The sequence below is a fragment of the Metapseudomonas resinovorans DSM 21078 genome (assembly GCF_000423545.1).
Lineage (GTDB): Bacteria > Pseudomonadota > Gammaproteobacteria > Pseudomonadales > Pseudomonadaceae > Metapseudomonas > Metapseudomonas resinovorans.
This window is the reverse complement of the sequence record NZ_AUIE01000021.1, coordinates 104,159-127,035: the sequence shown is the minus strand read 5'-3', so window position 1 is coordinate 127,035 and position 22,877 is coordinate 104,159. Positions and strand designations below refer to the sequence as shown.

The following is a 22,877-nucleotide window of genomic DNA, read 5'->3' as shown; positions in this document are numbered from 1 at the left end:
ATCGATGTTTTCAGGCGCCGTCCAGCAGTTTGCGCAGCAGCGCCGCGCTGGACGGGTCGGCGGGAAACAGGGTCTCCAGCCCCAACTCGGCGAGGGTGACGTCCACCGGGGTGCCGAACACCGTGATGGTGCTGATGAAGCTGATGACGCCCAACGGCGTTCGCAGTTGCAGCGGCACGAGCACGGCATCGCTGGGCAAGCCGGCTGGCGGAGGCGGGGCGGGATAGCCCGCGAGTTCATCGAGCAGGGCCTGCAGTTCGCGGTCGCCACTGACCTCGATATCCCGCTGCAGGCGCTCCAGCAGATGCGCGCGCCATTGGCCGAGGTTGACGATGTGCGGTGCCAGGCCTTGTGGATGAAGCGAGACGCGCAGCACGTTGAGTGGTGGCGCCAGCAGTTCAGGTGCCACGCCCGAGAGCAGGGGCGCAACGGAACCGTTGGCCGCCAGCAGGTTCCAGTGGCGGTCCACCGCCAGCGCCGGATTGGGCTCGTGGGCCTTGAGCAATTGATCGATCGCCTGACGGGCACCCGCCAGGGCTGGGTCGTCGAGCGCGCGCTGAGGGAACAGTGGTGCATAGCCGGCCGCAGTCAGCAGGCGGTTGCGCTCGCGCAGGGGAATCTCCAGTTGCTCGGCCAGGTGCAGCAGCATCTCGCGGCTGGGGTGGGCGCGGCCGGTCTCGACGAAGCTCAGGTGACGCGTGGAAATCTCCGCGTCGCAGGCGAGGTCGAGCTGGCTGAGGCGGCGCCGCTGGCGCCATTGGCGCAACAGGGCGCCGACGGGGTGGGCAGATGTATTCATGGCACCGACGATAGTCCAGGGAGGGAAGCTCGGCCATTACCTGGCAGGTAATCGACCCGCTGCAGGTTTCGCGGAAATCTGTCGCCAAGCGCCAGGTCGGCGCCCCATCGACAGGAGAACCACCATGACTCATCTCGACATGTCCCCGCTGCTGCGCCGTGCCCTGCAAGCCGATGCCCTGGCCAGCGGCGCCATGGGCCTGCTGCTCGCGCTGGCCGCCGGACCGCTGGAAGAACTGCTGGGCCTGCCGCGTTCGCTGCTGCTGGGCGCGGGTATCGGCCTGCTGCCCTTCGCGCTCGTCCTCGGCTGGCTGGCCAATCGCACAACCGTGCGGCGCGGCTGGATCTGGGCGGTGCTGGCGATCAATGCGGTGTGGGTGATCGACAGCCTCTCGCTGCTCGCCCTCGGTTGGGTGGAGCCGACCCTGCTGGGCAAGGTCTTCGTGATCGGCCAGGCGGTGGCGGTGGCCGTGCTCGCGGAGCTGGAGTTCTTCGGCTTGCGCCGTTGCCCGAGTGTGACTGCGTGAAGGGCAGCGCTGCGTTGGGCTTTGCGCGGCGCTCAGCCCAACCTGCGGTCAGGCGGCCAGGTTCAGAACCCCGCCGCCTTCTGCCAGGCCTTGGGCTTGAAGAACAGCGTTTCGCCGCGCACCAGGCCTACGAGGCTGTCGTGGTCTTTCACCACTTCGGCCTCGATCAGCTCATCCTGGCCGTCCACCTTCAGGGTTACCCGGGTAATGGCGCCCAAGGGGCGGATGTCACGGACTTCGGCGGCGCGGTGTTCGTCCACATCGGAGCGCGACAGTGACACTTCGTGGGGGCGGAACAGCAGATGCTGGTCGTCGCCCAGGTGCAGGCGATTGGAGTCGCCGAGGAAGTGGTAGACGAAGTCACTGGCCGGGTTCTCGTAGACCTCGCCGGGCGAGCCGATCTGTTCGATCACACCTTTGTTCATCACCACGATGCGGTCGGCCACTTCCATGGCTTCTTCCTGGTCGTGGGTGACGAACACGGAGGTCAGGTTGATCTCCTCGTGCAGGCGCGCCAGCCAGCGGCGCAGCTCCTTGCGCACCTTGGCGTCGAGGGCGCCGAAGGGCTCGTCCAGCAGCAGGATCTTCGGTTCCACCGCCAGGGCGCGGGCCAGGGCGATGCGCTGGCGCTGGCCACCGGAGAGCTGCTCCGGGTAGCGGTCGGCGAGCCAGTCCAGCTGCACCATGTTCAGCAGCTCGTGGACCTTGGCCTTGATGGCCGACTCGCTCGGACGCTCGCGCTTGGGCTTCATGCGCAGGCCGAAGGCGACGTTGTCGAATACCGTCATGTGACGGAACAGTGCGTAGTGCTGGAACACGAAGCCGACGTTGCGATCGCGCACGTCGTGCTGGGAGACGTCCTCGCCGTGGAACACGATGCTGCCCGCGTCCGGGGTTTCCAGGCCGGCGATGATCCGCAGCAGGGTGGTCTTGCCGCAGCCAGAGGGCCCGAGCAGCGCCACCAGCTCGCCGCTGTGGATATCCAGGTTGATCACGTCGAGGGCCTTGAAGGCGTTGAAGTTCTTGCTGACGTTGCGGATTTCAATGCTCACGGTGGTTACTCCTCATCAGCATTCGACTTGAGACGGGACAGACGCGACTCGCTCCACTGCTTGAGCAGCAGGATGCCTAGCGCCAAGGCCAGCAACAGGCTGGCGACGCTGAAGGCGGCGACGTGGTTGTACTCGTTGTAGAGAATCTCGACGTGCAGCGGCAGGGTGTTGGTGACGCCGCGGATGTGTCCGGAAACCACCGACACCGCGCCGAACTCGCCCATCGCCCGCGCGGTGCAGAGCACCACGCCGTAGATCAGGCCCCATTTGATGTTCGGCAAGGTCACGTGCCAGAACATCTGCCAGCCGTTGGCGCCCAGCAGGCGAGCGGCTTCTTCCTCCTGGGTGCCTTGTTCCTGCATCAGCGGGATCAGCTCGCGGGCGACGAAGGGGACGGTCACAAAAAGGGTGGCCAGGACGATGCCGGGGACGGCGAAGACGATCTGGATGTCGCGGTCCTGCAGCCACTCGCCGAAGTAACCCTGGGCACCGAACAGCAGCACGTAGATCAGGCCGGCGATCACTGGCGACACCGAGAACGGCAGGTCGATCAGTGTCACCAGCAGGCTCTTGCCGCGAAACTCGTACTTGCTCACGCACCAGGCGGCGGCCACGCCGAACACCAGGTTGAGTGGCACCGAGATGGCCACGGCGATCAGGGTCAGCTTCAGCGCGGAGAGGGCGTCCGGCTCGAAGATGGCGGTGAAGAAGGTGCCCAGGCCTTGCTTCAGCGCTTCGCTCAGCACCACCAGCAGCGGCAGCAGCAGGAACAAGGCGAAGGCCAGCCAGGCGCTGGATATCAGGATGCGACGACCCCAGGCGCTGCCCCGGCGGGCAGCATTGGCGGAGGACGCGGCGGTCAGGCTTGCGGTGCTCATGGCCTTCTCCTCAAGGGGTCTCGATACGGCGCTGCAGCAGGTTGATCAGCAGCAGCAGGACGAAGGCGACGACCAGCATCAGCACGCCGATGGCGGTGGCGCCGGTGTAGTCGTACTGGTCCAGCTTGACCATGATCAGCAGCGGCAGGATCTCGGTCTTCATCGGCATGTTGCCGGCGATGAAGATCACCGAGCCGTACTCGCCCACGCCGCGGGCGAAGGCCAGCGCGAAACCGGTCAGCCAGGCGGGGTGCAGGGCCGGCAGCAGCACATGGCGGAAAGTCTGCAACGGCTTGGCGCCCAGGCACGCGGCGGCTTCCTCCACTTCGCGGGGGATGTCCGCCAGCACCGGCTGCACCGTGCGCACCACGAAGGGCAGGGTGACGAAGGTCAGCGCCAGGGTGATGCCAAGCGGGGTGTAGGCGATCTTGAAACCGAGGTCGGTAGCGAACTGGCCCACCAGGCCGGCCGGTGCGTAGAGCGCGGTGAGGGCGATACCGGCGACCGCGGTCGGCAGGGCGAAGGGCAGGTCGACCATGGCGTCGATGACCTTGCGGCCGAAGAAGTCGTAACGCACCAGCACCCAGGCCAGCAGGGTGCCGATGAGGCCGTTGATCACGGCGGCGGCCAGCGCGGTGCCGAAGCTGAGCTTGAGGGCGGCGAGCACGCGAGGGGCGCTGATGATGGTCCAGAACTGAAGCCAGGTCAGCTCGGTGGTCTTGAGGAACAGGGCACCGAGGGGAATCAGGACCAGCAGGCTGAGGTACACCAGGGTGTATCCCAGGGTCAGCCCGAAGCCGGGTATGACCGGTGAAATGCGTCGCGACATGTTCTGTCCTTACTCTGCGTTGGAACGCTTGGTTTTCCGGAGCCGGCCCTGTCGAGCCGTATCCGGCAAACAGGCCCGATCCGTGGATCAGGCCTGGTTTTCGCTCCTTCCCTGGAACTCTCGCGATGGGTTTCGCTCCGCTCTACCGATCCTACGGAACTGGTCTCGTAGGATGGGTAGAGCTTGCGAAACCCATCAACGTTATTGCGCCTGGTAGATCTGGTCGAAGATGCCGCCGTCGTTGAAGAACTTCGGTTGCGCTTCCTTCCAGCCGTTGAAGTCCTTGTCCACGGTCACGAGGTCCAGCTTCGGGAACTGCCTGGCGAACTCGGCCGCGACCTTCTCGTTACGCGGCCGGTAGAAGTTCTTTGCCGCGATGCGCTGGCCTTCCTCGCTGTACAGGTACTGCAGGTAGGCTTCGGCGACCTTGCGGGTGCCCTTCTTGTCGACGTTCTTGTCCACGACCGATACCGGCGGCTCGGCGAGGATCGACAGACTCGGTGCGACAATTTCGAAGTTCTCGCCACCCTGTTCCTTCAGGGCCAGGAAGGCTTCGTTCTCCCAGGCCAGCAGCACGTCGCCGATCTGGTTGTTGACGAAGGTGATGGTCGAGCCACGGGCGCCGGTATCCAGCACCGGTACGTGCTGGTACAGCGCCTTCACGTATTCCTGGGCCTTGGCGTCACTGCCGTACTGCTTTTTGGCCCAGGCCCAGGCGGCGAGGAAGTTCCAGCGGGCGCCGCCGGAAGTCTTCGGGTTCGGGGTGATGACTTCCACGCCCTCTTTGGTCAGGTCGCCCCAGTCCTTGATGCCCTTGGGGTTGCCCTTGCGGACCAGGAACACGATGGTCGAGGTGTAGGGGGTGCTGTTGTCCGGCAGACGGGCCTGCCAGTTTTCCGGGACCAGCTTGCCGAGTTTTTGCAGCTCGTCGATGTCGCCGGCCAGCGCCAGGGTCACCACGTCGGCCTTCAGGCCGTCGATCACGGCGCGGGCCTGCTTGCCGGAGCCACCGTGGGATTGCTGCACCTTCACATCCTCGCCGCCTTCGGCCTTCCAGTGCTTGGCAAAGGCAGCGTTGTATTCCTGGTAGAGCTCACGGGTCGGGTCGTAGGACACGTTGAGCAGTTCGGTGGCGGCGGCGGCCGGGCCGGCGATCAAGGCGCTGGCGAGGGCGGCGAGGGCGAAACGGCGAATCGACATTATCAAGCTCCTGGAACTGGATTTTTGTGTTGGCTGGTTTTTCGTCGATACGCCCTCCGGCTGTCCGGTCGGGCCTCGAGCCTGCTGCGCAGGGCTCGGAAGAGTTCGGTGGATCAGCTGTTGCGTGGGGTTGGTTGCTGCAGGCGGAATTTTTCCTTGCGCTCGATCTGGACCACCTGGCCGTTGTGCACGGTGATCTCCACCGAGCCGAAACGCAGGCCAAGCAGGGCACTCTGGATTTCGCGCAAGATGCTGGCTTCGTCCTGGCCTTCCACGCTACGAAGGGATGCGCTCATGGTCGTGCTCCTTGAAATGGGGCCCGCGGCGATGGACGGGGAAGGGGTTCCGCGTGGCGTGGAGCGAATATTAGGCAGGGCTGGTTTATTCTTAAAAATACTGTTTAAGAATTTTTATATAACCAAAAGTATTGGTCTGTGTGAGATGCACCCGGCTCGCCAGGCGCGGTGAGGGCCATGCGTGCAGTGGCCCTGCAAGGGCTATCAGGCATTCGGCCAGCGCCGCTCGACCTCTTCCACCGGCAGCGGGCGGCTGAACAGGTAGCCCTGGCCGTAGTCGCAACCCAGCTCGCGAAGGAAGTCGGCCTGGGCATCTTCCTCGATCCCCTCGGCCAGCACGCTGAGGCCCAGGCTGTGCCCCAGGGCGGTAACGGCGCGGGCGATGGCGATGTCATTCGGGTCGGCCGGCAGGCCACGAATGAAGCTCTGGTCGATCTTCAATTTGTGCACCGGCAGGCGCTTGAGGCGCTGGAGCGAGGAGTAGCCGGTGCCGAAGTCATCGATGGCCAGCCGCACGCCGAGGTCGCGCAGGCGCGATAGCAGGGCCTCGGCGGTTTCCGGGGCCTCCATCACAGCGCCTTCGGTAATTTCCAGCTCCAGATACTTCGGCTCCAGGCCGGTGGCGGATAGCACGCGAGCCACATCGTCATACAGCTCGGTGCGGCGGAACAGGCGGCATGACAGGTTGACGGCAATGAAGGTCAGCTCATGGCCCTGGACCCGCCACTGCTGCATCTGCCGGCAGGCCTGTTCCAGCACCCAGGCATCGATGTGGCCGATCAGTCCGCTTTCTTCGGCAATCGGCAGGAACTCACCCGGTGGCACCAGGCCGCGCTGGGGATGTTCCCAGCGCACCAGGGCTTCGAAGCCGATCAGGTGGTTGTCGGCCAGGCGCCGGATGGGCTGGTAGTGCACGCGCAACTGGTCGTGCTCCAGTGCCCGGCGCAAGGCGCTGACCAGCTCGACACGCTGGCGCGCCTGCTCGGTCAGCTCCTGGCTGTAGAACGCATAGGAATCGCGCCCCGCACTCTTGGCCTTGAACAGTGCCGAGTCCGCATTGCGCATCACTTGCTCGACAGTGGAGTCGTCGTTCGGAAACAGGCTTATGCCCAGGCTGGTGCTGATGAAAATGTCCTGGCCACCCAGGCGGAACGGGGTCGCCAGCTCGCTGCGGATGCGCTCGGCCAGGGCCGCCGTCTGGTCGGCCTGGGGGCAGTTGTCCCAGAGCAGGCCGAATTCGTCGCCACCGAGGCGAGCCAGGGTCATGCCGCCTTCCAGCAGGCCCTGCAGGCGTACGCCGACCATCTTCAGCAGCAGGTCGCCCTGGGAATGGCCGAGGCTTTCGTTGATGTGCTTGAAATGGTCCAGGTCCAGCAGGAGGACGGCACCACGCTGTTGTTCGCGGCGGGCACGCTCCAGCACCTGCTCGACGCGTTCGGTGAACAGCAGGCGGTTGGCCAGGCTGGTCAGCGGGTCGTGGTGGGCGAGGAAGTCCAGTTCGTGCTGGGAACGCTTGATCGCGCTGATGTCGGAGAACACCGCCACGTAATGGGTCAACCGGCCTTCCTCGTCATGGATGGCGCGCAGGTTCTGCCAGAGCGGGTAGATCTCGCCGTTCTTGCGCCGGTTCCACACTTCGCCGCTCCATTCCCTGCGGTTCTCCAGGGCGTGCCACATGGCCTTGTAGAAGGCCGGCTCGTGGCGGCCGGAGCTGAAGATCCGCGGGTTCTTGCCCAGCACCTCGGCCTCCTCGAAGCCGGTGATGCGGGCGAAGGCGCGATTGACGTGCACGATGCGGCTATCGGCATCGGTGACCAGCACGCCTTCCTGGGTGCTGTCGAACACCGCGGCGGCCTGGCGCAGGCTGCTTTCGTGGGCGCGGCGGGCGTCCAGGTAGCCCTTCAGGCTGCGCAGGTGCATGCACGCCAGGCCGAACAGCAGAAGGCTGGTGACCAGGACGAAGAACAGGCCCTTGGCGGTCTGCAACTCGTTCAGTAGCGCGCGGTCGCCCACCAGGCCGACCAGTACACGGTCGCTGAACAGTACCCAGAGGCTGGCAAGAATGAAGTAGGGCAGCACCAGTCTGAGGGCGCTGAACTTGGAACGCATGGGCGCGGCCTTCCTGGCTTGGGCAAAACGTGAGGATGCGCATTATAGGGGCAACCGACGACCGGGGGGCTTCTATCTAAAAGACGGGATGGTTTTCTCCGGGGGCTTTGTGATAATCCGAGCGTAGCTAGCGCTACAAGCCCCGATCACTTCACCCGAGGCAACTCCATCCATGTGGTACAACGGTTTTCTCGACCTGTCGCTGTGGCAACTGGTGGCGGTCACCCTGGTGATGACCCATATCACCATCGTCAGCGTCACCGTCTATCTGCACCGCTACTCCGCGCACCGCTCGCTGGAGCTGCATCCTGCGCTCAAGCACTTCTTCCGTTTCTGGCTGTGGCTGACCACGGCCATGAACACCCGCGAGTGGACCGCCATCCACCGCAAGCACCACGCCAAGTGCGAAACCGCCGACGACCCCCACAGCCCGGTGGTCAAGGGCGTCTGGACCGTCCTGCGCAAGGGCGCCGAGCTTTACCAGGAAGAGGCCAAGAACGAAGAAACCCTGCGCATCTACGGCAAGAACTGCCCGGATGACTGGATCGAGCGCAACGTCTACAGCCGCTACCCCATTGGTGGCGTGACCCTGATGGCGCTGATCGACCTGGCGCTATTCGGCGCGGGCGGCATCACCATCTGGGCCATCCAGATGATGTGGATTCCCGTCTGGGCCGCCGGCGTCATCAACGGCCTGGGCCATGCCATCGGCTACCGCAACTTCGAATGCCGCGATGCCGCCACCAACCTTGTGCCCTGGGGCATCCTCATCGGTGGCGAAGAGCTGCACAACAACCACCACACCTACCCGAACTCCGCGAAGCTCTCGGTGAAGAAGTGGGAGTTCGACATGGGCTGGGCCTGGATCAAGCTGTTCAGCCTGCTGGGCATGGCCAAGGTGCAGCGCGTCGCCCCCATTGCCCATCGCGTCGAAGGCAAGGGCAACCTGGACATGGATACCGCCATGGCCATCCTCAACAACCGCTTCCAGATCATGGCCCAGTACCGCAAGTTGGTGATCGGCCCGCTGGTGAAGCAGGAGCTGGCCAAGGCCGACGCATCGGTTCGCCACTCGTTCCGCCGCGCCAAGCGCCTGCTCTCCCGCGAGACCAGCCTGCTCGACGAAGGCCACCAGGCGCGTATCGCCGCCATGCTGGAGCAGAGCCAGGCCCTGAAGGTGATCTACGAGAAGCGCCTGGCGCTGCAGCAGATCTGGGTCAAGACCAGTGCCAACGGCCACGACATGCTCGAAGCCATGAAGCAGTGGGTGCATGAGGCCGAAGCCAGCGGCATCCAGTCCCTGCGTGACTTCGCCGAACAGCTGAAGACCTACTCCCTGCGTCCGGCCACCGCCTGACACGGGACAGCACCAACGAAAAGGCCGGCAGACATGCCGGCCTTTTTGCTTTCTGGCTTTTTGTGGATACATCGCCAAGGGCAGCGCAGCTGCTCCGCGAGGCACCCCACCCGCACGGCATTTCCCGCAGGCAAAAAAAGGCCGCTCATCGTGAGCGGCCTGAACAGGACGTTGATATAGGAGCTGTCACGCAACAACGTCAGGAGGTGAAGAGCGGGGAGGGGCAGGGATCAGCTGTCCTGGTGGACGTCGGACTGCTTCTGCTGCTCGGCGCCTTGCTTGGCGATGGCCTGCTGCTGGGCGGCGTCGGCGCGCTGCTCGGCCAGCGCTGCATTACGTGCAACAAAGGCGTTGGATTCTTCGGCCAGGGTCAGCTGCGAGAAAAACAGGGGAAATACGGCGAAAACGGCAGTAAAAATCAGGTTACGTTGCATATCTTGAACCTCTTTGATGGTTTCTTGCGAAACATGGCGCCATCTTAGGGAGGTCATGACAGGCGAAAAATAGCGCTTTCAGTGAATGACTATTTCTCGCGACGCAACAATTTCGAGTTGATTGCCCATTGCTTCGGGTCTTCGAGCAGCGCCTCGTCCTGGGCCAGCAGCGGCGGCAGTTCGGCCTTGAGGAATTCCACCCAGGTCTTGATCTTGGCATCGAGGAAGCGCCGCGACGGGTAGATCGCATAGATACTGCGCTCGCGCAGGCGGTACTCCGGCAGCAGCCGCAGCAGCTTGCCCTCGCGCACGTGCGGGCAGGCGACAAAGGAAGGCAGCAGGCATACGCCCATGCCGGCCTGGGCGGCCTTGGCCAGGGATTCGGCCACATTCACCTGGAAGCTTTCGGCGGGCAGCACGTTGAATTCGCCCTGTTCGCCATTGAAGACCCAGCTGTCCTCATAGAGCGGGTCCAGCAGGCGCAGGTAGCGGTGATGCTGCAGGTCCGCCGGCCCGATGGGCACGCCGTGCTTCTTCAGGTAGTCAGGGGCGGCGCAGAGCACGCTGAACATCGGCCCCAGCACCTGGGCCACCATCTGCGAGTCGGGCAGCTCTCGGGCGAAGGTGATGATCACGTCATGACCGTCTTCCAGCAGGTCGGGGGTGCGCTGCGACAGGGTCAGCTCCACCACCACCTCGGGATAGCGCTCGCTGTAGCGCGCCACCAGGGCGGTGAGGTGCTGCAGGCCGAGGCCGGTCATGGTGTGTACGCGCAGTCGCCCATGCGGCTTGAGATGCGCACCACGGGCTTCGGCAGCAGCTTCGTCTACTTCGCCGAGGATCTGCCGGCAGCGCTGCAGGTAGCGCTCGCCCACTTCAGTCAGTGCCAGGCGGCGGGTGGTGCGGTGCAACAGGCGGGCCTGGAGCTGCTGCTCCAGCTCCGACACCAGGCGCGACACCTGGGCGGTGGACAGGTCCATGGCCTGTGCGGCGGCGGTGAAGCTGCCGGTGTCTATCACCCGCACGAAAACCCGCATGCTGTGGAGCGTGTCCATTGTTACTCCCCGTGTAAGGCTGCTTCTCGCAATCGCGAGATTATCCACGATTCCTCGATAAATATACTTCGTACCCCTAAGCGGCAATGGCCGAGGTCTTGCCGTTCCCGTCATTCCCACCCGCGTGCTCCGCGGGTCCCTTCGAGGTACGCATGACTCCGGATCAAAGCTTCGCCCGTCGGGTTCAGGCGGCCATCGTCCTGTTCGTCCTGCTGTTCGCCTATTTCCTTGCGGCGGACCTGTGGATGCCCATCACACCGCAGGCGCAACTGACCCGCCCGGTGCTGCGAATCGCTCCTCGCGTGGACGGCCAGGTGCTGGACGTCGCCGTCACCAACAACCAGCACGTCGCGGCCGGCCAGTTGCTGTTCCGCCTCGACCCGGAACCCTTTCGACTCGCCGTGCGCTCCGCCGAGCTGGCGCTGGAACAGGCCGAACAGGACAACCTTCAACTCGACGCCGCCATCGCCGCCGCCCGTGCCGAGCAGGTTGCCGCCCAGGCCTCGGCCAGCGAGTTGCAGCGTGAGACGGCGCGCCTCGGCCGCCTGGTGCAGAGCCAGCACGTGTCGCGCCAGCTCTATGAACAGACCGAAGCCCAGCGGCAGGCCGCCCAGGCCAAGCTGGCCGCCGCCGCTGCACGCATTCGGGAACTGGCGGCCCAGCGCGGCGCCAGCGGCGACGACAACCTGCGCCTGCGCCAGGCGCGCAATGCCCTGGACCAGGCCCGTCTGCAACTGGCGTACAGCGAAGTGCGTGCCGAACGCGCGGGGACCCTGAGCAACCTGCAGCTCTCCCCCGGCGCCTTCCTGCACGCCGGCAACCCGGTGGCGGCACTGGTCGCGGATGACGCGGACATCAGCGCGGACTTCCGCGAGAAGGCCCTGCGCTACGTGCGTATGGAGGACGGCGCCTCGGTGGTGTTCGACGCCCTGCCCGGGCACATCTTCGCGGCTAAGGTCAGTGCCATCGACGCCGGCGTGAAGGAAGGTCAGCTCGACGCCAACGGTGACCTGGCCGCCCCCGCTGTTTCCGACCGCTGGGTGCGCGATGCCCAGCGCCAGCGCCTGCACGTTAGCCTGATCGAGGCGCTGCCCTACAACCTGCCCAGCGGCGCCAAGGCCACGGTCCAGCTCTACCCGCGCGACTCGCGCCTGGCGGACCTGTTCGGCCGTCTGCAGATCGCCGTCATCAGCCTCCTGCATTACGTGTACTGATGAGTCGCCGGACCGCGCTGACCGAGAACGACCTGCGCCAGTGCCTGCGCCTGGCCGGTGGCGGAACCCTCGGGCTGTTCATCTGCAAGCTGATGGGCTGGGACAATGGTTCGTTCTTCTGCGTCTATCCCATGCTCCTGCTCGGCCTCACGCCGAGCATCAATGCCCACGTCGTCCGCCAGTTCCTGCTCCAGGCGGTGGTGGTGAGCATCGAGGTGCTGGTGATCTACGGCTTGTTCGGCGACCGCCCGCAACTGATGGTGCCGCTGGCGTTCCTCGCTTTCTTCTGGCGCTTCCGCCTGATGGCGCAGGGCTCGTCTTTCATGTTCGGCGCCCTGGGGAGCGTGTTCCTTTCCATCCAGCTGCACTTCGCCAGCTATCCGGATACGCACCTCTACGACCTGGTGACGAGCAACCTGGTGGCCGCCGGCCTGACGGTGCTGATCGCCTGGTTGATGTTCTTCCTCTTCCCCGACGCCGAGCCGCGACCCCCCAGGCCGATGCCGGCCAAGGACCTGCCCAGCCAGCGCCACGAGGCGGTGCTCGGAGCGACCATCGCCACCCTGTCGTTCATGCTGTTCCAGAGCTTCGACCTGCAGGACTCGCTGTCGGCCCAGGTGGCCTCGATCCTGGTGCTGTTCCCCATGCATTGGAACGGCATCCGCTTCGCCGGGCGCATCCGGGCCCTGGGCACCTTGCTCGGCTGCGCCATCGGGCTGGTGCTGCAACTGCTGCTCTACAGCCACTACGACGTGCTGCCGCTGGTCACCCTGATGTACTGGACGGCGGCCTTCTGCTGCGCGCGACTGCATGTGCTGGAGGGCGCCCAGGGCATCGGCTTCGGCGCGTTGACCACCTTGGCCATCGTCTTCGGCCAGTACCTCACGCCGCAGCACGACGTGGTCTATTCCATTGCCTATCGCCTGAGTTCGGTGTGCGTGGCGGTGTTCATCACCCTGGTGGCGGTGTTCGCCCTGCACCGGTTGCTCAACCGGTTCGCTGCCTTCCGTCATGCCAGTCATGCCTGACCGTCGGGTGGATTGCCGGACGCACTTTTGCCTGCCTAATCTGTCCAAGGCAGGTCCTATGAAGGTAGCGGCCGAATGGAAACGTCCCTCGAATCGCCAAGCGAACTGGAAAAACTCACCCTTGCCCTGTTGCACAGCCGGGGCGAGGTGGAGCGGCTGCGTGAGCGCGAGGCCATCTACAGCAGCCTCCTGGGCAGTGTGAATGCGGTGCTCTGGGCCTTCGACTGGGAGGCGCAGCGCATCATCTATGTCAGCCCGGCCTACGAGAGCATGTTCGGCCGCTCCGCTGCCCTGCTGTTGGCGGACTACAACGAGTGGCGCAACTGCATCTACCCGGACGACCTCGAGTACGCCGCGCAGAGTTTTGCCGAGGTGCTGGAGAAGGGCGCCATCGAGGCCCGCGAGTACCGCATCATTCGCGCCGACGGCCAGCTGCGCTGGCTCAGCGACAAATGCTTCGTCAGCCAAGGCGGCGGTGAAGGCCAGCCGACCATAGTCGTCGGTATCGCCGAAGACATCACCGAGAAGAAGCAGCTGGAAGGCGAACTGCATCGCCTGGCCACCACCGACGTGCTGACCAAAAGCAGCAACCGCCGGCACTTCTTCGAATGCGCCCAGCGTGAGTTCGAGCACTCGATCCAGTTCGGCAGCCCGCTGGCGTTCATCCTGCTGGACGTCGATGACTTCAAGAAGATCAACGACACCCACGGCCACCAGACCGGCGACCAGGTGCTCCAGCGCATCGCCCAGTGCGGCAGCAACACCCTGCGCCGGGGCGACCTGTTCGGTCGCATCGGCGGCGAGGAGTTCGCCGCCGTCCTGCCTGGTTGTCCGCCGGAGCTGGCGTGGCAGATCGCCGAGCGCCTGCAGCGCGAAGTGCAGCGGATGGGCTTCACAGTCGACGGCAAGAGCTTTGGCGTCACCGTCAGCCAGGGCCTGGCGAATCTTCGCGACGACGGCAACCTCGACAGCCTCTACGCCCGTGCCGATGCGGCCATGTACCAGGCCAAGCGCGGCGGGAAGAACCAGATCGTCTTGGCGGATTGAACCGGCGCATCACGGTTCTCCTGTTGGTTGGGCAGGGCGAAACCCAACCAGCAGAACCCCTACGCCCGTCACTTCGCTATGCAAGTCTATTTGATAAGCATTATCATTTTCTGTCTTTCCAGCCTCAGCCGATTCCGCGTCAGCCGCCATGTCCGAACGTCCTTCCCCGGCCGATGCCCCGCCGAGTGACGCCTATGCGTCCGGCGAGCTCCTGCGCCGCGAGGATTTCCTGCGGACCTTCCTGGCCCGCCGGCAACAGATGGAAGCGGTAGTCCGCCGCAAGGTGGGGTGCCGGGCCACGGCTGCGGACCTGGTGCAGGACCTGTTCCTGCGCTTCTGGCGTCGGCCTGATACGCCGGTGGAGGACCTGGGCAGTTACCTGCTGCGTAGCGCCCACAATATGGCCATCGACCATATGCGCAGCGAGGGTTCGCGCAGCCGCGCCGAGAACGCGCTGTTGCCCGAGCAGCACCTGGCCGAGCCCGCCTCGCCCGAGGCCGCCCTGCAAGCCGGCAGCGAGCTGCGCCATGTCGAGGCGGCCCTGCGCGGGCTGCCGGAGCGGACGCGGCAGATCTTCCTGCTCAACCGCATTCATGGCCGTACCTACGGTGAGATCGCCCGTGCCATGGAGCTGACCCAGAGCGCGGTGGAAAAACATATGATGCGCGCCCTGGATGCCTGCAAGGCGAGCCTCACCCAGGCCGCACAGGCGCGTCACAGCAGCCGGAGCGCCAAGCCATGAGCCTCAAACCACCGCCATTGCGCGCCGTCGAGGGCGGCCCCGAGTCCGACCTGGATCAGGTCGCCTGGCTCTGGCTCGGACGTTTACAGGGGCAGCCGGCGCCAGCCCTGCGCGAGGCGTTCGAAGCGTGGCTCTACGCAGCGCCCGAGCATGTCGACGCTTATACCCGTGCCGAGGATCTCTGGCGGATGACCCAGCCCGGCGCCTCGCGCCTGGCGGTCGACGAAGCCGAGCAACTGGATGCGTTGCTGGCGCGCATGGACGCCCCGCCGCGTCGTCGCGCAGGCCGCTGGGGCGCCGCCCTGGCCATGGCCGCGAGTCTGTTGCTGGTGGTCTGGGCGGGGGGCTGGCAACCCCTGGATCGGCTGGACGACCTCGGCGCCGACCACGTAACGGCCGCCGGTGAGGTGCGTGAGGTCACCCTGGCCGATGGCTCGGTGCTCACCCTGGATGCCGACAGCGCGGTGGCCATCCACTACGGCGCCCAGGTCCGCGAGGTGGAACTGCGTCGTGGGGCGGCTTTCTTCAGGGTCACGCCGGGGCAGGTTCCCTTCGTGGTCACGGCCAACGGCGGCGAGGCACGCGTACTCGGCACCCGTTTCGAAGTGCGCCTGCGACCGGCCGGTGCGCGGGTTACGGTGGAACAGGGCCGCGTCGGCGTGCGCGCCCATCCCGGCGATGCGCAACAGGTGTTGGGCGCCGGCCAGCAAGTGCTCTTCACGGACGGCCGGGCCGGTACCGTGGAGGCGGTGGACGCTCCGGCGCAGTTGTCCTGGCGCGAAGGTCGCCTGACCTTCTACCGCACGCCCTTGGGCGAAGTGCTGGTCGAGCTGGATCGTTACTACCCCGGCCGCATTCTCCTGCTCGACCGCGATCTGGCCAGCCGGCGCATCAGCGGCAGTTTCCCCAGCAACGATCCGGCGGCGGTGCTCGCCTCGCTGCAAGCGGTGGTGGGGTTCGAGCAGGATGAATTGCTGGGGCGGGTGATGGTCCTGCGCTGAGGCCTTTGCTTCCAGGGAAACCTTGTAGGGGCGGATTCATTCGCCAAGCAGGCTGCAAGCCGGCCCTGGAAGGCAATAGGGGCCAGCAGCGAATGAACGCTCCCGACAGGTGTAACCGGGCTTCCCGAAACTTTTTCGCGTGGTCACTGAGGTACTTCATGGCGGCATCCGTGTAGTGCTTGTAATGCGAGTTATTCGCAAACAAGAAGCCAATACGCCAAGGGTGAACGACCTCATGAAGTACAGGACAACGCGGGTGCAAGGTGGTGGGCTCAGGGGCCTGGGGATGGCCTCTCTGCTGCTGGCGGGGGCGTTGCTGCCGCTGGCGGCGGGCGTGGCCCAGGCGGCCTCGGCGCAGGCCAGCGCAACGGCCTACGACTTCGCGATTCCCGCCCAGCCGCTGCCCCAGGCACTGAATGCCTTCAGCCGTGTCACCGGCCTCAGCGTGGTCTATACCGTCGATGCGCCCTACGGGCTCACTGCCCCGGCGGTGAATGGCCGTATGAGCGCGAACGAAGCCCTTGGCCGGCTGCTTGCCGGTTCCGGTCTCACCTGGCGCCAGGCGGGCGCCGGCACCCTGACCCTGGAACCGGGCGGCAACGATGGCGCCCTGAAACTGGATGCGGTGAACATCGACTCGCGCCTGAGCCGGGTGGACAGCTATCAGCCGCCGCCCGAGACCTCGATCATGCGTTCCGAGACGCCGCTGCTGGAAATTCCCCAGGCCGTTGCGGTGGTGCCCAGCCAGGTGCTCGAAGACCAGCAACCGCATAACCTCGACGATGCCCTGTTCAACGTCAGCGGCATCACCCAGGCCAACACCCTCGGCAGCACCCTGGATGCGGTGATGAAGCGTGGCTTCGGCGACAACCGCGACGGCTCGATCCTGCGCGACGGCATGCGCACCATCCAGGGCCGCAACCTCACCGCCACGGCCGACCGCGTCGAAGTGCTCAAGGGGCCGGCCTCCATGCTCTACGGCATTCTCGATCCGGGCGGGGTGATCAACGTCATCAGCAAGAAACCGCAGCTTACGGCCTACCACGCCATCACCGGCCGTGCGTCCACCTATGGCGACGGCAAGAACGGCAGTGGTGGCCAGCTCGATGTCACCGGCCCGCTGGGTGAAACCGGCCTGGCCTACCGCCTGATCGCCGACTATGACGATGCCGACTACTGGCGCAACTTCGGCCACAGCCGCGAGAAAACCATCGCACCGTCCTTCGCCTGGTTCGGCGAGGACACCACGATCAATCTCAGCTACGAGCATCGCGAGTACCGCGTGCCCTTCGACCGCGGCACGGTGTTCGTCAACGGCAAGCCCCTGGCGATTCCTGCCGAGCGCCGTCTGGACGAGCCCTACAACATCACCGAGGGCCGCTCGGACCTGACCATCTTCGACGTTGCGCACCGCCTGAATGACGACTGGAACGCCCATTTCGCCTACAGCTACAACCGCGACACCTACGACGACTACCAGGCGCGGGTGACCCGGGTGAACAACGACGGCACCGTTACCCGTCGCCTCGACGGCACCCGTGGCGCCGTCAGCACTGAGCACTTCGCCACCTTCGACCTGGACGGCAAGATCGAGCTTGGCGGCATGCAACATGACCTGCTGATGGGCGTGGACCACGAGTACCGCAAGTTCTTCCGCGAGGACCTCATCCGCCAGACCACCCGTCAGCGGCTGAACTACAACGCGCCGGTCTACGGCCAGGTACCGGTGCCCACCACCGTGGTCGCCAGCGACAGCGACCAGACCGACCGCATCGAAACCCAGTCGGCGTTCATCCAGGATTCGCTGCATCTGACCGATCGCTGGATATTCGTCGCCGGCGCCCGTTACCAGCTCTACGACCAGCTTGCCGGACGCGGTCGCCCGTTCGTGAAAAACACCGATATCAACGGCCAGACCTGGGTGCCGCGCGCCGGGCTGGTCTACAAGTGGAGCGATTCGCTGTCGTTCTACGGCGGCTACAGCGAGTCCTTCAAGCCCAACTCCACCATCGCCCCGCTCACCGGCAATGCCTCCATCAACGGCCTCGATCCGGAGGAGGGCAGGAGCTGGGAGATCGGCGCCAAGCTGGACCTGCCGGGGCGCATGACTGGCACCCTGGCGCTGTTCGACATCGACAAGTCCAACGTGCTGGTGATCCAGAGCATCGACGGCATCGCCTATGCCACTGCCGCCGGCGAGGTGCGCTCGCGCGGGCTGGAGCTGGACCTTACCGGCCAGCTCACCGACGAGATCAGTCTGATCGGCAGCTTCGCCCTCATCGATGCCGAAGTGACCCAGGACCCGGTGCTGGAAGGCAATCGCCTGCAGAACGTCGCCCGCCACACCGGCTCGCTGTCGGCGGTGTATGACTTCGGCCCGCTGTTCGATGGCGACCGGCTGCGTGCCGGCGTCGGCGCGCGCTACGTGGGCAAACGCGCGGGGGATGCGGAGAACACCTTCGACCTGGACGCCTATACCGTGGCCGATGCCTTCGCCAGCTACGAAACACCGCTGGGCGAGAATCGTCTCAAGGTGCAGTTGAACGTGAAGAACCTGTTCGACAAGACCTACTACAGTTCGGCGGTGAACAACCTCAACGTCTCCATCGGCGATCCGCGCCAGGTGCAGGTAGCGACCACTCTGGAGTTCTGACCGCGCTGCGCTTTTCACTTCCACCCTCAGGTGTTCGGGCCGGCTCCGATTGGTGGGTCGGTGAAGCGTGACCCACCCGACGAGGCCCATGTCGGATCGTTAACTTCGCCGTAACGATCCCCTCGCGGGCTTGATTGATGACCAACCGGTCGCGCTCCTAATGTGGGCCCCACGACAGCGGAACTCGTGGAGCCACCATGACAACAAGACCCTCTCCCCCGCCGCAATGGTCGCGTCGGCGCACAGAAAAGCAGCGCCGTCTCGACCAGGTACGCAACCTCGCCGATGGCGTCGTGCTGCCCAGTGAGCGGATCGTCGAAGCCCTCGAAGCATTGATCGCCCCAGGCGACCGTGTGGTGCTCGAAGGCAACAACCAGAAGCAGGCGGATTTCCTTTCCCGCTCCCTGGCCAAGGCGGATCCCGGCCGCCTGCATGACCTGCACATGATCATGCCCAGCGTCAGCCGCGCCGAGCACCTTGATCTCTATGAACGCGGCATCGCCCGCAAGCTCGATTTCTCCTTCGCTGGCCCGCAGAGCCTACGCATCGGCCAGCTGCTGGAAGACGGCCTGCTGGAAGTGGGCGCCATCCATACCTACATCGAGCTCTACTCGCGCCTGCTGGTGGACCTGATCCCCAACGTCGCCCTGGTGGCCGGATTCATGGCCGACCGCGACGGCAACATCTACACCGGCCCCAGCACCGAAGACACCCCCGCCCTGGTCGAGCCCACCGCCTTCAGCGACGGCATCGTCATCGTCCAGGTCAACGAGTTGGTGGACGACGTGCGCGACCTGCCGCGCGTGGACATTCCCGCGTCCTGGGTCGACTTCGTGGTGGTCGCCGACAAGCCCTTCTACATCGAGCCGCTGTTCACCCGCGACCCGCGTCATATCAAGCCGGTGCACGTGCTGATGGCGATGATGGCGATCCGTGGCATCTACGAGAAGCACAAGGTCCAGTCGCTCAACCACGGCATCGGTTTCAACACCGCCGCCATCGAGCTGATCCTGCCCACCTACGGCGAATCCCTCGGCCTGAAGGGCAAGATCTGCCGCAACTGGACGCTCAACCCGCACCCGACGTTGATCCCCGCCATCGAGACCGGCTGGGTGGAAAGCGTGCACTGCTTCGGCACCGAACTGGGCATGGAGGACTACATCGCCCAGCGCCCGGACGTGTTTTTCACCGGCCGCGACGGCTCCATGCGCTCCAACCGGATGATGTGCCAACTGGCCGGGCAGTACGCGGTCGACCTGTTCATCGGCGCCACCTTGCAAGTGGATGGCGATGGTCATTCCTCCACCGTCACCCGGGGCCGCCTGGCCGGTTTCGGCGGCGCGCCGAACATGGGCCATGACCCGCGCGGCCGTCGTCACGCCACGCCCGCCTGGCTCGACATGACTGAGCCGGTGACGATGCTCGAGCGCGGCAAGAAGCTGGTCGTCCAGATGGTCGAGACCTTCCAGGAAGGCGGCAAACCCACCTTCGTCGAGACGCTGGATGCCGTCGATGTGGCGAAGAAGGCCGGCATGCCCCTGGCACCTGTGATGATCTACGGCGACGACGTCACCCACCTGCTCACCGAGGAAGGCATCGCCTACCTCTACAAGGCGCGCAGCCTCGAAGAGCGTCGCGCAATGATCGCGGCGGTCGCCGGTGTCACCACCATCGGCCTGCGCCACGACCCGAAAGACACCTTGCGCATGCGCCGCGAGGGACTGATTGCATTGCCGGAAGACCTCGGCATCCGCCGTACACAAGCCACGCGGGAACTGCTGGCGGCGAAAAGCATCGCCGAACTGGTGGAGTGGTCCGGCGGCCTTTACAACCCCCCAGCCCGCTTCAGGAGTTGGTGATGAGCGCACTTGTCCTACGCAACGCCGACCTGCCGCTCGCCGACTGGCTGGCGGACCTGGCGGTCGATGCCCTGATCGACGAAGCCGACCTCTCGCCCAAGCCGGCGCTGGTTGACCGCCGTGGCAGTGGTGCCCACAGCGACCTGCACCTGGGCCTGATGCATGCCTCTGCGTTGTCTCTCTGGCCCTGCTTCAAGCAGATGGCCGAGGCGGCGCTGGAGCATGGCGAAGTCGGCCAGCCGCTGCGCGAAGCGCTTGGCCGGATTGGCCGCGAAGGTGAAGCGGCGATGCTCAGCATCACCGGCGGGGTGAATACTCATCGCGGCGCGATCTGGGCCCTGGGCCTGCTGGTGGCGGCGCTGGCGCTGAAACCCGCTAGCCGCGCCGCCCATGCCATCGCCCTGCGCGCTGCGCGCATCGCGCTGATCGACGACCGCGCCGCGCCGCTCAACGACAGCCACGGTGCCCAGGTCGCCCGCCGCTACGGTGCCCGTGGTGCGCGGGAAGAAGCCCAACTCGGCTTCCCCACCGTGATCGAACAGGGCCTGCCGCAACTGGCCCGCAGCCGTGCCGCCGGTGCCGGTGAGCAGAACGCCCGCCTCGATGCACTCTTGGCGATCATGACCACCCTGGCTGACACCTGCGTGCTCTGGCGCGCCGGCCTGGAAGGTCTCGCCGCTATGCAGCAGGGCGCCCGTGCCGTGCTCGACGCCGGTGGCAGTGCCAGCCTCGCCGGCCGCCGCCAACTGCGCGCGCTGGACGCCCGCCTGCTGCAACTCAACGCCTCGCCGGGTGGTGCCGCCGACCTGTTGGCCGCCTGCCTGTTCCTCGATAAAGCCGGGAGCCTGTGACCATGGAAACCCTATCCTTCCAATTCCCCGCCGGGCAGCCGGCACGAGGCCGCGCCCTGGTCGGCTGCGTCGGCTCCGGCGACCTCGAAGTGCTGCTGGAACCCGGCAGCGCCGGCACCCTGTCGATCCAGGTGGTGACCTCGGTGAATGGCAGCGGCCCGCGCTGGCAGCAGTTGTTCCAGCGCCTCTTCGACGGCCAGTCGCTGCCGGCCCTGAACATCGACATCCACGACTTCGGCGCCACGCCCGGCGTGGTGCGCCTGCGCCTGGAACAGGGGCTGGAGGCCCTTTCTTCTCAAAAGGAGCCCGCACATGACTGATATCGCACGCCTGCTCGAAGCGCGCAGCTTCATCGAACTTGGCGCCCGCCAGCGCGCCCGCGAGCTGCTGGATGCCGGAAGCTTCCGCGAACTCATCGGCCCCTTCGACCGGGTCATTTCCCCCTGGCTGCCGCAGCAGGGCATCGTGCCCCAGGCCGACGACGGCGTGGTGGTGGCCAAGGGCAGCATCAATGGCCAGCCGGCGCTGGTCGCCGCCATCGAAGGCGCCTTCCAAGGCGGCAGCATGGGCGAAGTCGGCGGTGCCAAGATCGCCGGTGCGCTGGAACTGGCGGCGCAAGACAACCGTCAGGGCATTCCGACCTGCGCCGTGCTGCTACTGGAGACCGGCGGCGTGCGCCTGCAGGAAGCCAACCTGGGGCTCGCCGCCATTGCGGAAATCCAGGCGGCCATCGTCGAGCTGCGCCAGTACCAGCCCGTGATTGGTCTGGTTGCAGGGCCGGTGGGTTGCTTCGGCGGCATGTCCATCGCCGCCGGCCTGTGCAGCCACCTGATCGTCACCCGCGAAGCGCGCCTGGGCCTCAACGGCCCGCAGGTGATCGAGCAGGAGGCGGGCATCGACGAATATGACTCCCGCGACCGTCCCTTCATCTGGAGCATCACCGGTGGCGAGCAGCGCATGGCCAGCGGCCTGGTGGACGCCTATGTCGCCGACGACATCGACGCCATCCGCGAAACCCTGCAAGCGTTGCTCGTGCAACCGGAACAGGGCCTGCCGCGCAGCCGCCGACATGCCTGGTTCCTTGAACGCCTGGCGCAACTGGGCGACGCGTGCGAACAACTGGACGCCGCCGCTGTGCGTGCCCTTTATCAAGGAGACCGGACATGAGCCGTGGACTGAACTGGCTGCAAGGCCTTGCCGGCGGCGAAACCCTGCAAGGCTTCCCGTCTTCGGTGAAGGTGATCGACGGTGAGCTGGGCAATCGCGCCGCGCGCTTCATCGCCGTTGTGCCCGACCCGCACAACCCGTTTCCCCGCGCCCGCAATGGCGAGGTCGGCCTGCTGGAAGGCTGGGGCCTGGCCAAGGCGGTGGATGAGGCCATCGAGGCTGATCGAGACGGCGCCAAGCGCGTGCTCGTGGCCCTGGTGGATGTTCCCAGCCAGGCCTATGGCCGCCGCGAGGAAGCCCTGGGTATCCACCAGGCACTGGCGGGAGCGGTGGACGCATACGCCCGCGCCCGCCTTGCCGGGCACCCGGTGATCGGCCTGCTGGTGGGCAAGGCCATGTCCGGTGCCTTCCTCGCCCACGGCTACCAGGCCCAGCGCCTGATCGCCCTGGATGACAGCGGGGTGATGGTCCACGCCATGGGCAAGGCCGCCGCCGCACGCATCACCCTGCGTAGTGTGGAGGAGCTGGAAGTGCTGGCCGCCAAGGTGCCGCCGATGGCCTATGACCTGGAGAACTACGCCTCCCTCGGATTGCTGTGGGAGCGGGTTGCCGTGGGCGATGCGGAGCAGCCGAACGAAGCCGATATCGGCCGGGTGCGTGAGTGCCTGCTGCGGGCAGTCGAGGACATCGGTGCGAGCACGGATCTGGCTGGAAGGCTGGGTGCGGAGAACCGTGCGGCGTCTTCGAGAGTCAGGGAGATGTTAAGGGTGCAGTGGTAGA

Annotated in this window: 22 protein-coding genes; 13 read left to right on the top strand and 9 right to left on the bottom strand. The window is 65.7% G+C overall.

Going from position 1 to position 22,877, the window contains the following annotated elements:
- Positions 1-10 precede the first annotated feature (10 nt).
- The gene (locus G559_RS0115700) at positions 11-799 is read right to left on the bottom strand and encodes an MmyB family transcriptional regulator (RefSeq protein WP_028629148.1); all 789 of its coding nucleotides are present in this window, start codon (positions 797-799) and stop codon (positions 11-13) included.
- Positions 800-923: 124 nt separating this feature from the next.
- Here G559_RS0115700 and G559_RS0115695 point away from each other — a divergent pair, with 124 nt between their 5' ends.
- Complete coding sequence (locus tag G559_RS0115695; RefSeq protein WP_028629147.1) at positions 924-1,325, top strand: hypothetical protein; 402 nt, start codon at positions 924-926, stop codon at positions 1,323-1,325.
- Positions 1,326-1,387: 62 nt separating this feature from the next.
- Here G559_RS0115695 and G559_RS0115690 read toward each other — a convergent pair whose 3' ends face one another.
- The 6 genes from G559_RS0115690 to dibA all read right to left on the bottom strand — a co-directional run bounded on the left by G559_RS0115690 (position 1,388) and on the right by dibA (position 7,689).
- A complete protein-coding gene (locus G559_RS0115690) occupies positions 1,388-2,377 on the bottom strand; it encodes a sulfate/molybdate ABC transporter ATP-binding protein (protein WP_028629146.1) in 990 nt (329 codons plus the stop codon).
- A 5-nt stretch (positions 2,378-2,382) separates the two neighbouring features.
- Positions 2,383-3,255: a sulfate ABC transporter permease subunit CysW gene (cysW, locus tag G559_RS0115685; RefSeq protein WP_028629145.1), complete on the bottom strand. Its 873-nt coding sequence runs from the start codon at positions 3,253-3,255 to the stop codon at positions 2,383-2,385.
- A 10-nt stretch (positions 3,256-3,265) separates the two neighbouring features.
- Complete coding sequence (gene cysT / locus G559_RS0115680; RefSeq protein ID WP_028629144.1) at positions 3,266-4,084, bottom strand: sulfate ABC transporter permease subunit CysT; 819 nt, start codon at positions 4,082-4,084, stop codon at positions 3,266-3,268.
- Positions 4,085-4,285: 201 nt separating this feature from the next.
- Positions 4,286-5,284, bottom strand: coding sequence for a sulfate ABC transporter substrate-binding protein (locus G559_RS0115675; protein WP_028629143.1), 999 nt, complete (start codon positions 5,282-5,284; stop codon positions 4,286-4,288).
- 113 nt (positions 5,285-5,397) lie between these two features.
- A complete protein-coding gene (gene oscA, locus G559_RS0115670) occupies positions 5,398-5,580 on the bottom strand; it encodes a sulfur starvation response protein OscA (protein WP_028629142.1) in 183 nt (60 codons plus the stop codon).
- A 204-nt stretch (positions 5,581-5,784) separates the two neighbouring features.
- A complete protein-coding gene (gene dibA / locus G559_RS0115660) occupies positions 5,785-7,689 on the bottom strand; it encodes a phosphodiesterase DibA (RefSeq protein WP_028629141.1) in 1,905 nt (634 codons plus the stop codon).
- 172 nt (positions 7,690-7,861) lie between these two features.
- Here dibA and desA point away from each other — a divergent pair, with 172 nt between their 5' ends.
- Positions 7,862-9,046 carry a delta-9 fatty acid desaturase DesA gene (gene desA, locus G559_RS0115655; protein ID WP_028629140.1) on the top strand — a complete coding sequence of 395 codons (1,185 nt, stop codon included), beginning with the start codon at positions 7,862-7,864 and terminating at the stop codon, positions 9,044-9,046.
- 230 nt (positions 9,047-9,276) lie between these two features.
- On the opposite strand, the gene G559_RS0115650 is transcribed toward desA, so the two are convergent.
- Positions 9,277-9,480, bottom strand: a complete 204-nt coding sequence (locus tag G559_RS0115650; protein ID WP_028629139.1) for a hypothetical protein — start codon at positions 9,478-9,480, stop codon at positions 9,277-9,279.
- An 89-nt stretch (positions 9,481-9,569) separates the two neighbouring features.
- A complete protein-coding gene (locus G559_RS0115645) occupies positions 9,570-10,535 on the bottom strand; it encodes a LysR family transcriptional regulator (RefSeq protein WP_028629138.1) in 966 nt (321 codons plus the stop codon).
- A gap of 152 nt (positions 10,536-10,687) precedes the next feature.
- Between G559_RS0115645 and G559_RS0115640 the strand changes: the two genes are divergently transcribed.
- From G559_RS0115640 to mdcE, 11 genes are all read left to right on the top strand, one after another.
- The gene (locus G559_RS0115640; protein ID WP_028629137.1) at positions 10,688-11,749 is read left to right on the top strand and encodes an HlyD family secretion protein; all 1,062 of its coding nucleotides are present in this window, start codon (positions 10,688-10,690) and stop codon (positions 11,747-11,749) included.
- Complete coding sequence (locus tag G559_RS0115635; RefSeq protein WP_028629136.1) at positions 11,749-12,777, top strand: DUF2955 domain-containing protein; 1,029 nt, start codon at positions 11,749-11,751, stop codon at positions 12,775-12,777. Before G559_RS0115640 ends, G559_RS0115635 begins: the two co-directional genes overlap by 1 nt.
- A gap of 75 nt (positions 12,778-12,852) precedes the next feature.
- Positions 12,853-13,824: a GGDEF domain-containing protein gene (locus tag G559_RS0115630; protein ID WP_028629135.1), complete on the top strand. Its 972-nt coding sequence runs from the start codon at positions 12,853-12,855 to the stop codon at positions 13,822-13,824.
- A 148-nt stretch (positions 13,825-13,972) separates the two neighbouring features.
- Positions 13,973-14,566, top strand: coding sequence for an RNA polymerase sigma factor (locus G559_RS0115625; RefSeq protein WP_028629134.1), 594 nt, complete (start codon positions 13,973-13,975; stop codon positions 14,564-14,566).
- Positions 14,563-15,567, top strand: a complete 1,005-nt coding sequence (locus tag G559_RS0115620) for a FecR family protein (protein ID WP_028629133.1) — start codon at positions 14,563-14,565, stop codon at positions 15,565-15,567. Before G559_RS0115625 ends, G559_RS0115620 begins: the two co-directional genes overlap by 4 nt.
- Before the next feature lie 286 nt (positions 15,568-15,853).
- Positions 15,854-18,220, top strand: a complete 2,367-nt coding sequence (locus G559_RS0115615) for a TonB-dependent siderophore receptor (RefSeq protein WP_051246698.1) — start codon at positions 15,854-15,856, stop codon at positions 18,218-18,220.
- Between the two features lie 197 nt (positions 18,221-18,417).
- Positions 18,418-20,079 carry a malonate decarboxylase subunit alpha gene (mdcA, locus tag G559_RS0115610; RefSeq protein WP_028629131.1) on the top strand — a complete coding sequence of 554 codons (1,662 nt, stop codon included), beginning with the start codon at positions 18,418-18,420 and terminating at the stop codon, positions 20,077-20,079.
- Positions 20,079-20,930 (top strand): triphosphoribosyl-dephospho-CoA synthase, encoded by an 852-nt coding sequence (locus G559_RS0115605; RefSeq protein ID WP_028629130.1) that lies wholly within the window; start codon positions 20,079-20,081, stop codon positions 20,928-20,930. The genes mdcA and G559_RS0115605 overlap by 1 nt, the downstream gene beginning before the upstream one ends.
- A gap of 2 nt (positions 20,931-20,932) precedes the next feature.
- Positions 20,933-21,250 (top strand): malonate decarboxylase subunit delta, encoded by a 318-nt coding sequence (locus tag G559_RS0115600; RefSeq protein WP_028629129.1) that lies wholly within the window; start codon positions 20,933-20,935, stop codon positions 21,248-21,250.
- A complete protein-coding gene (locus G559_RS0115595) occupies positions 21,243-22,097 on the top strand; it encodes a biotin-independent malonate decarboxylase subunit beta (RefSeq protein ID WP_028629128.1) in 855 nt (284 codons plus the stop codon). Before G559_RS0115600 ends, G559_RS0115595 begins: the two co-directional genes overlap by 8 nt.
- Positions 22,094-22,876 carry a biotin-independent malonate decarboxylase subunit gamma gene (gene mdcE, locus G559_RS0115590; protein ID WP_028629127.1) on the top strand — a complete coding sequence of 261 codons (783 nt, stop codon included), beginning with the start codon at positions 22,094-22,096 and terminating at the stop codon, positions 22,874-22,876. The genes G559_RS0115595 and mdcE overlap by 4 nt, the downstream gene beginning before the upstream one ends.
- Position 22,877 lies beyond the last annotated feature (1 nt).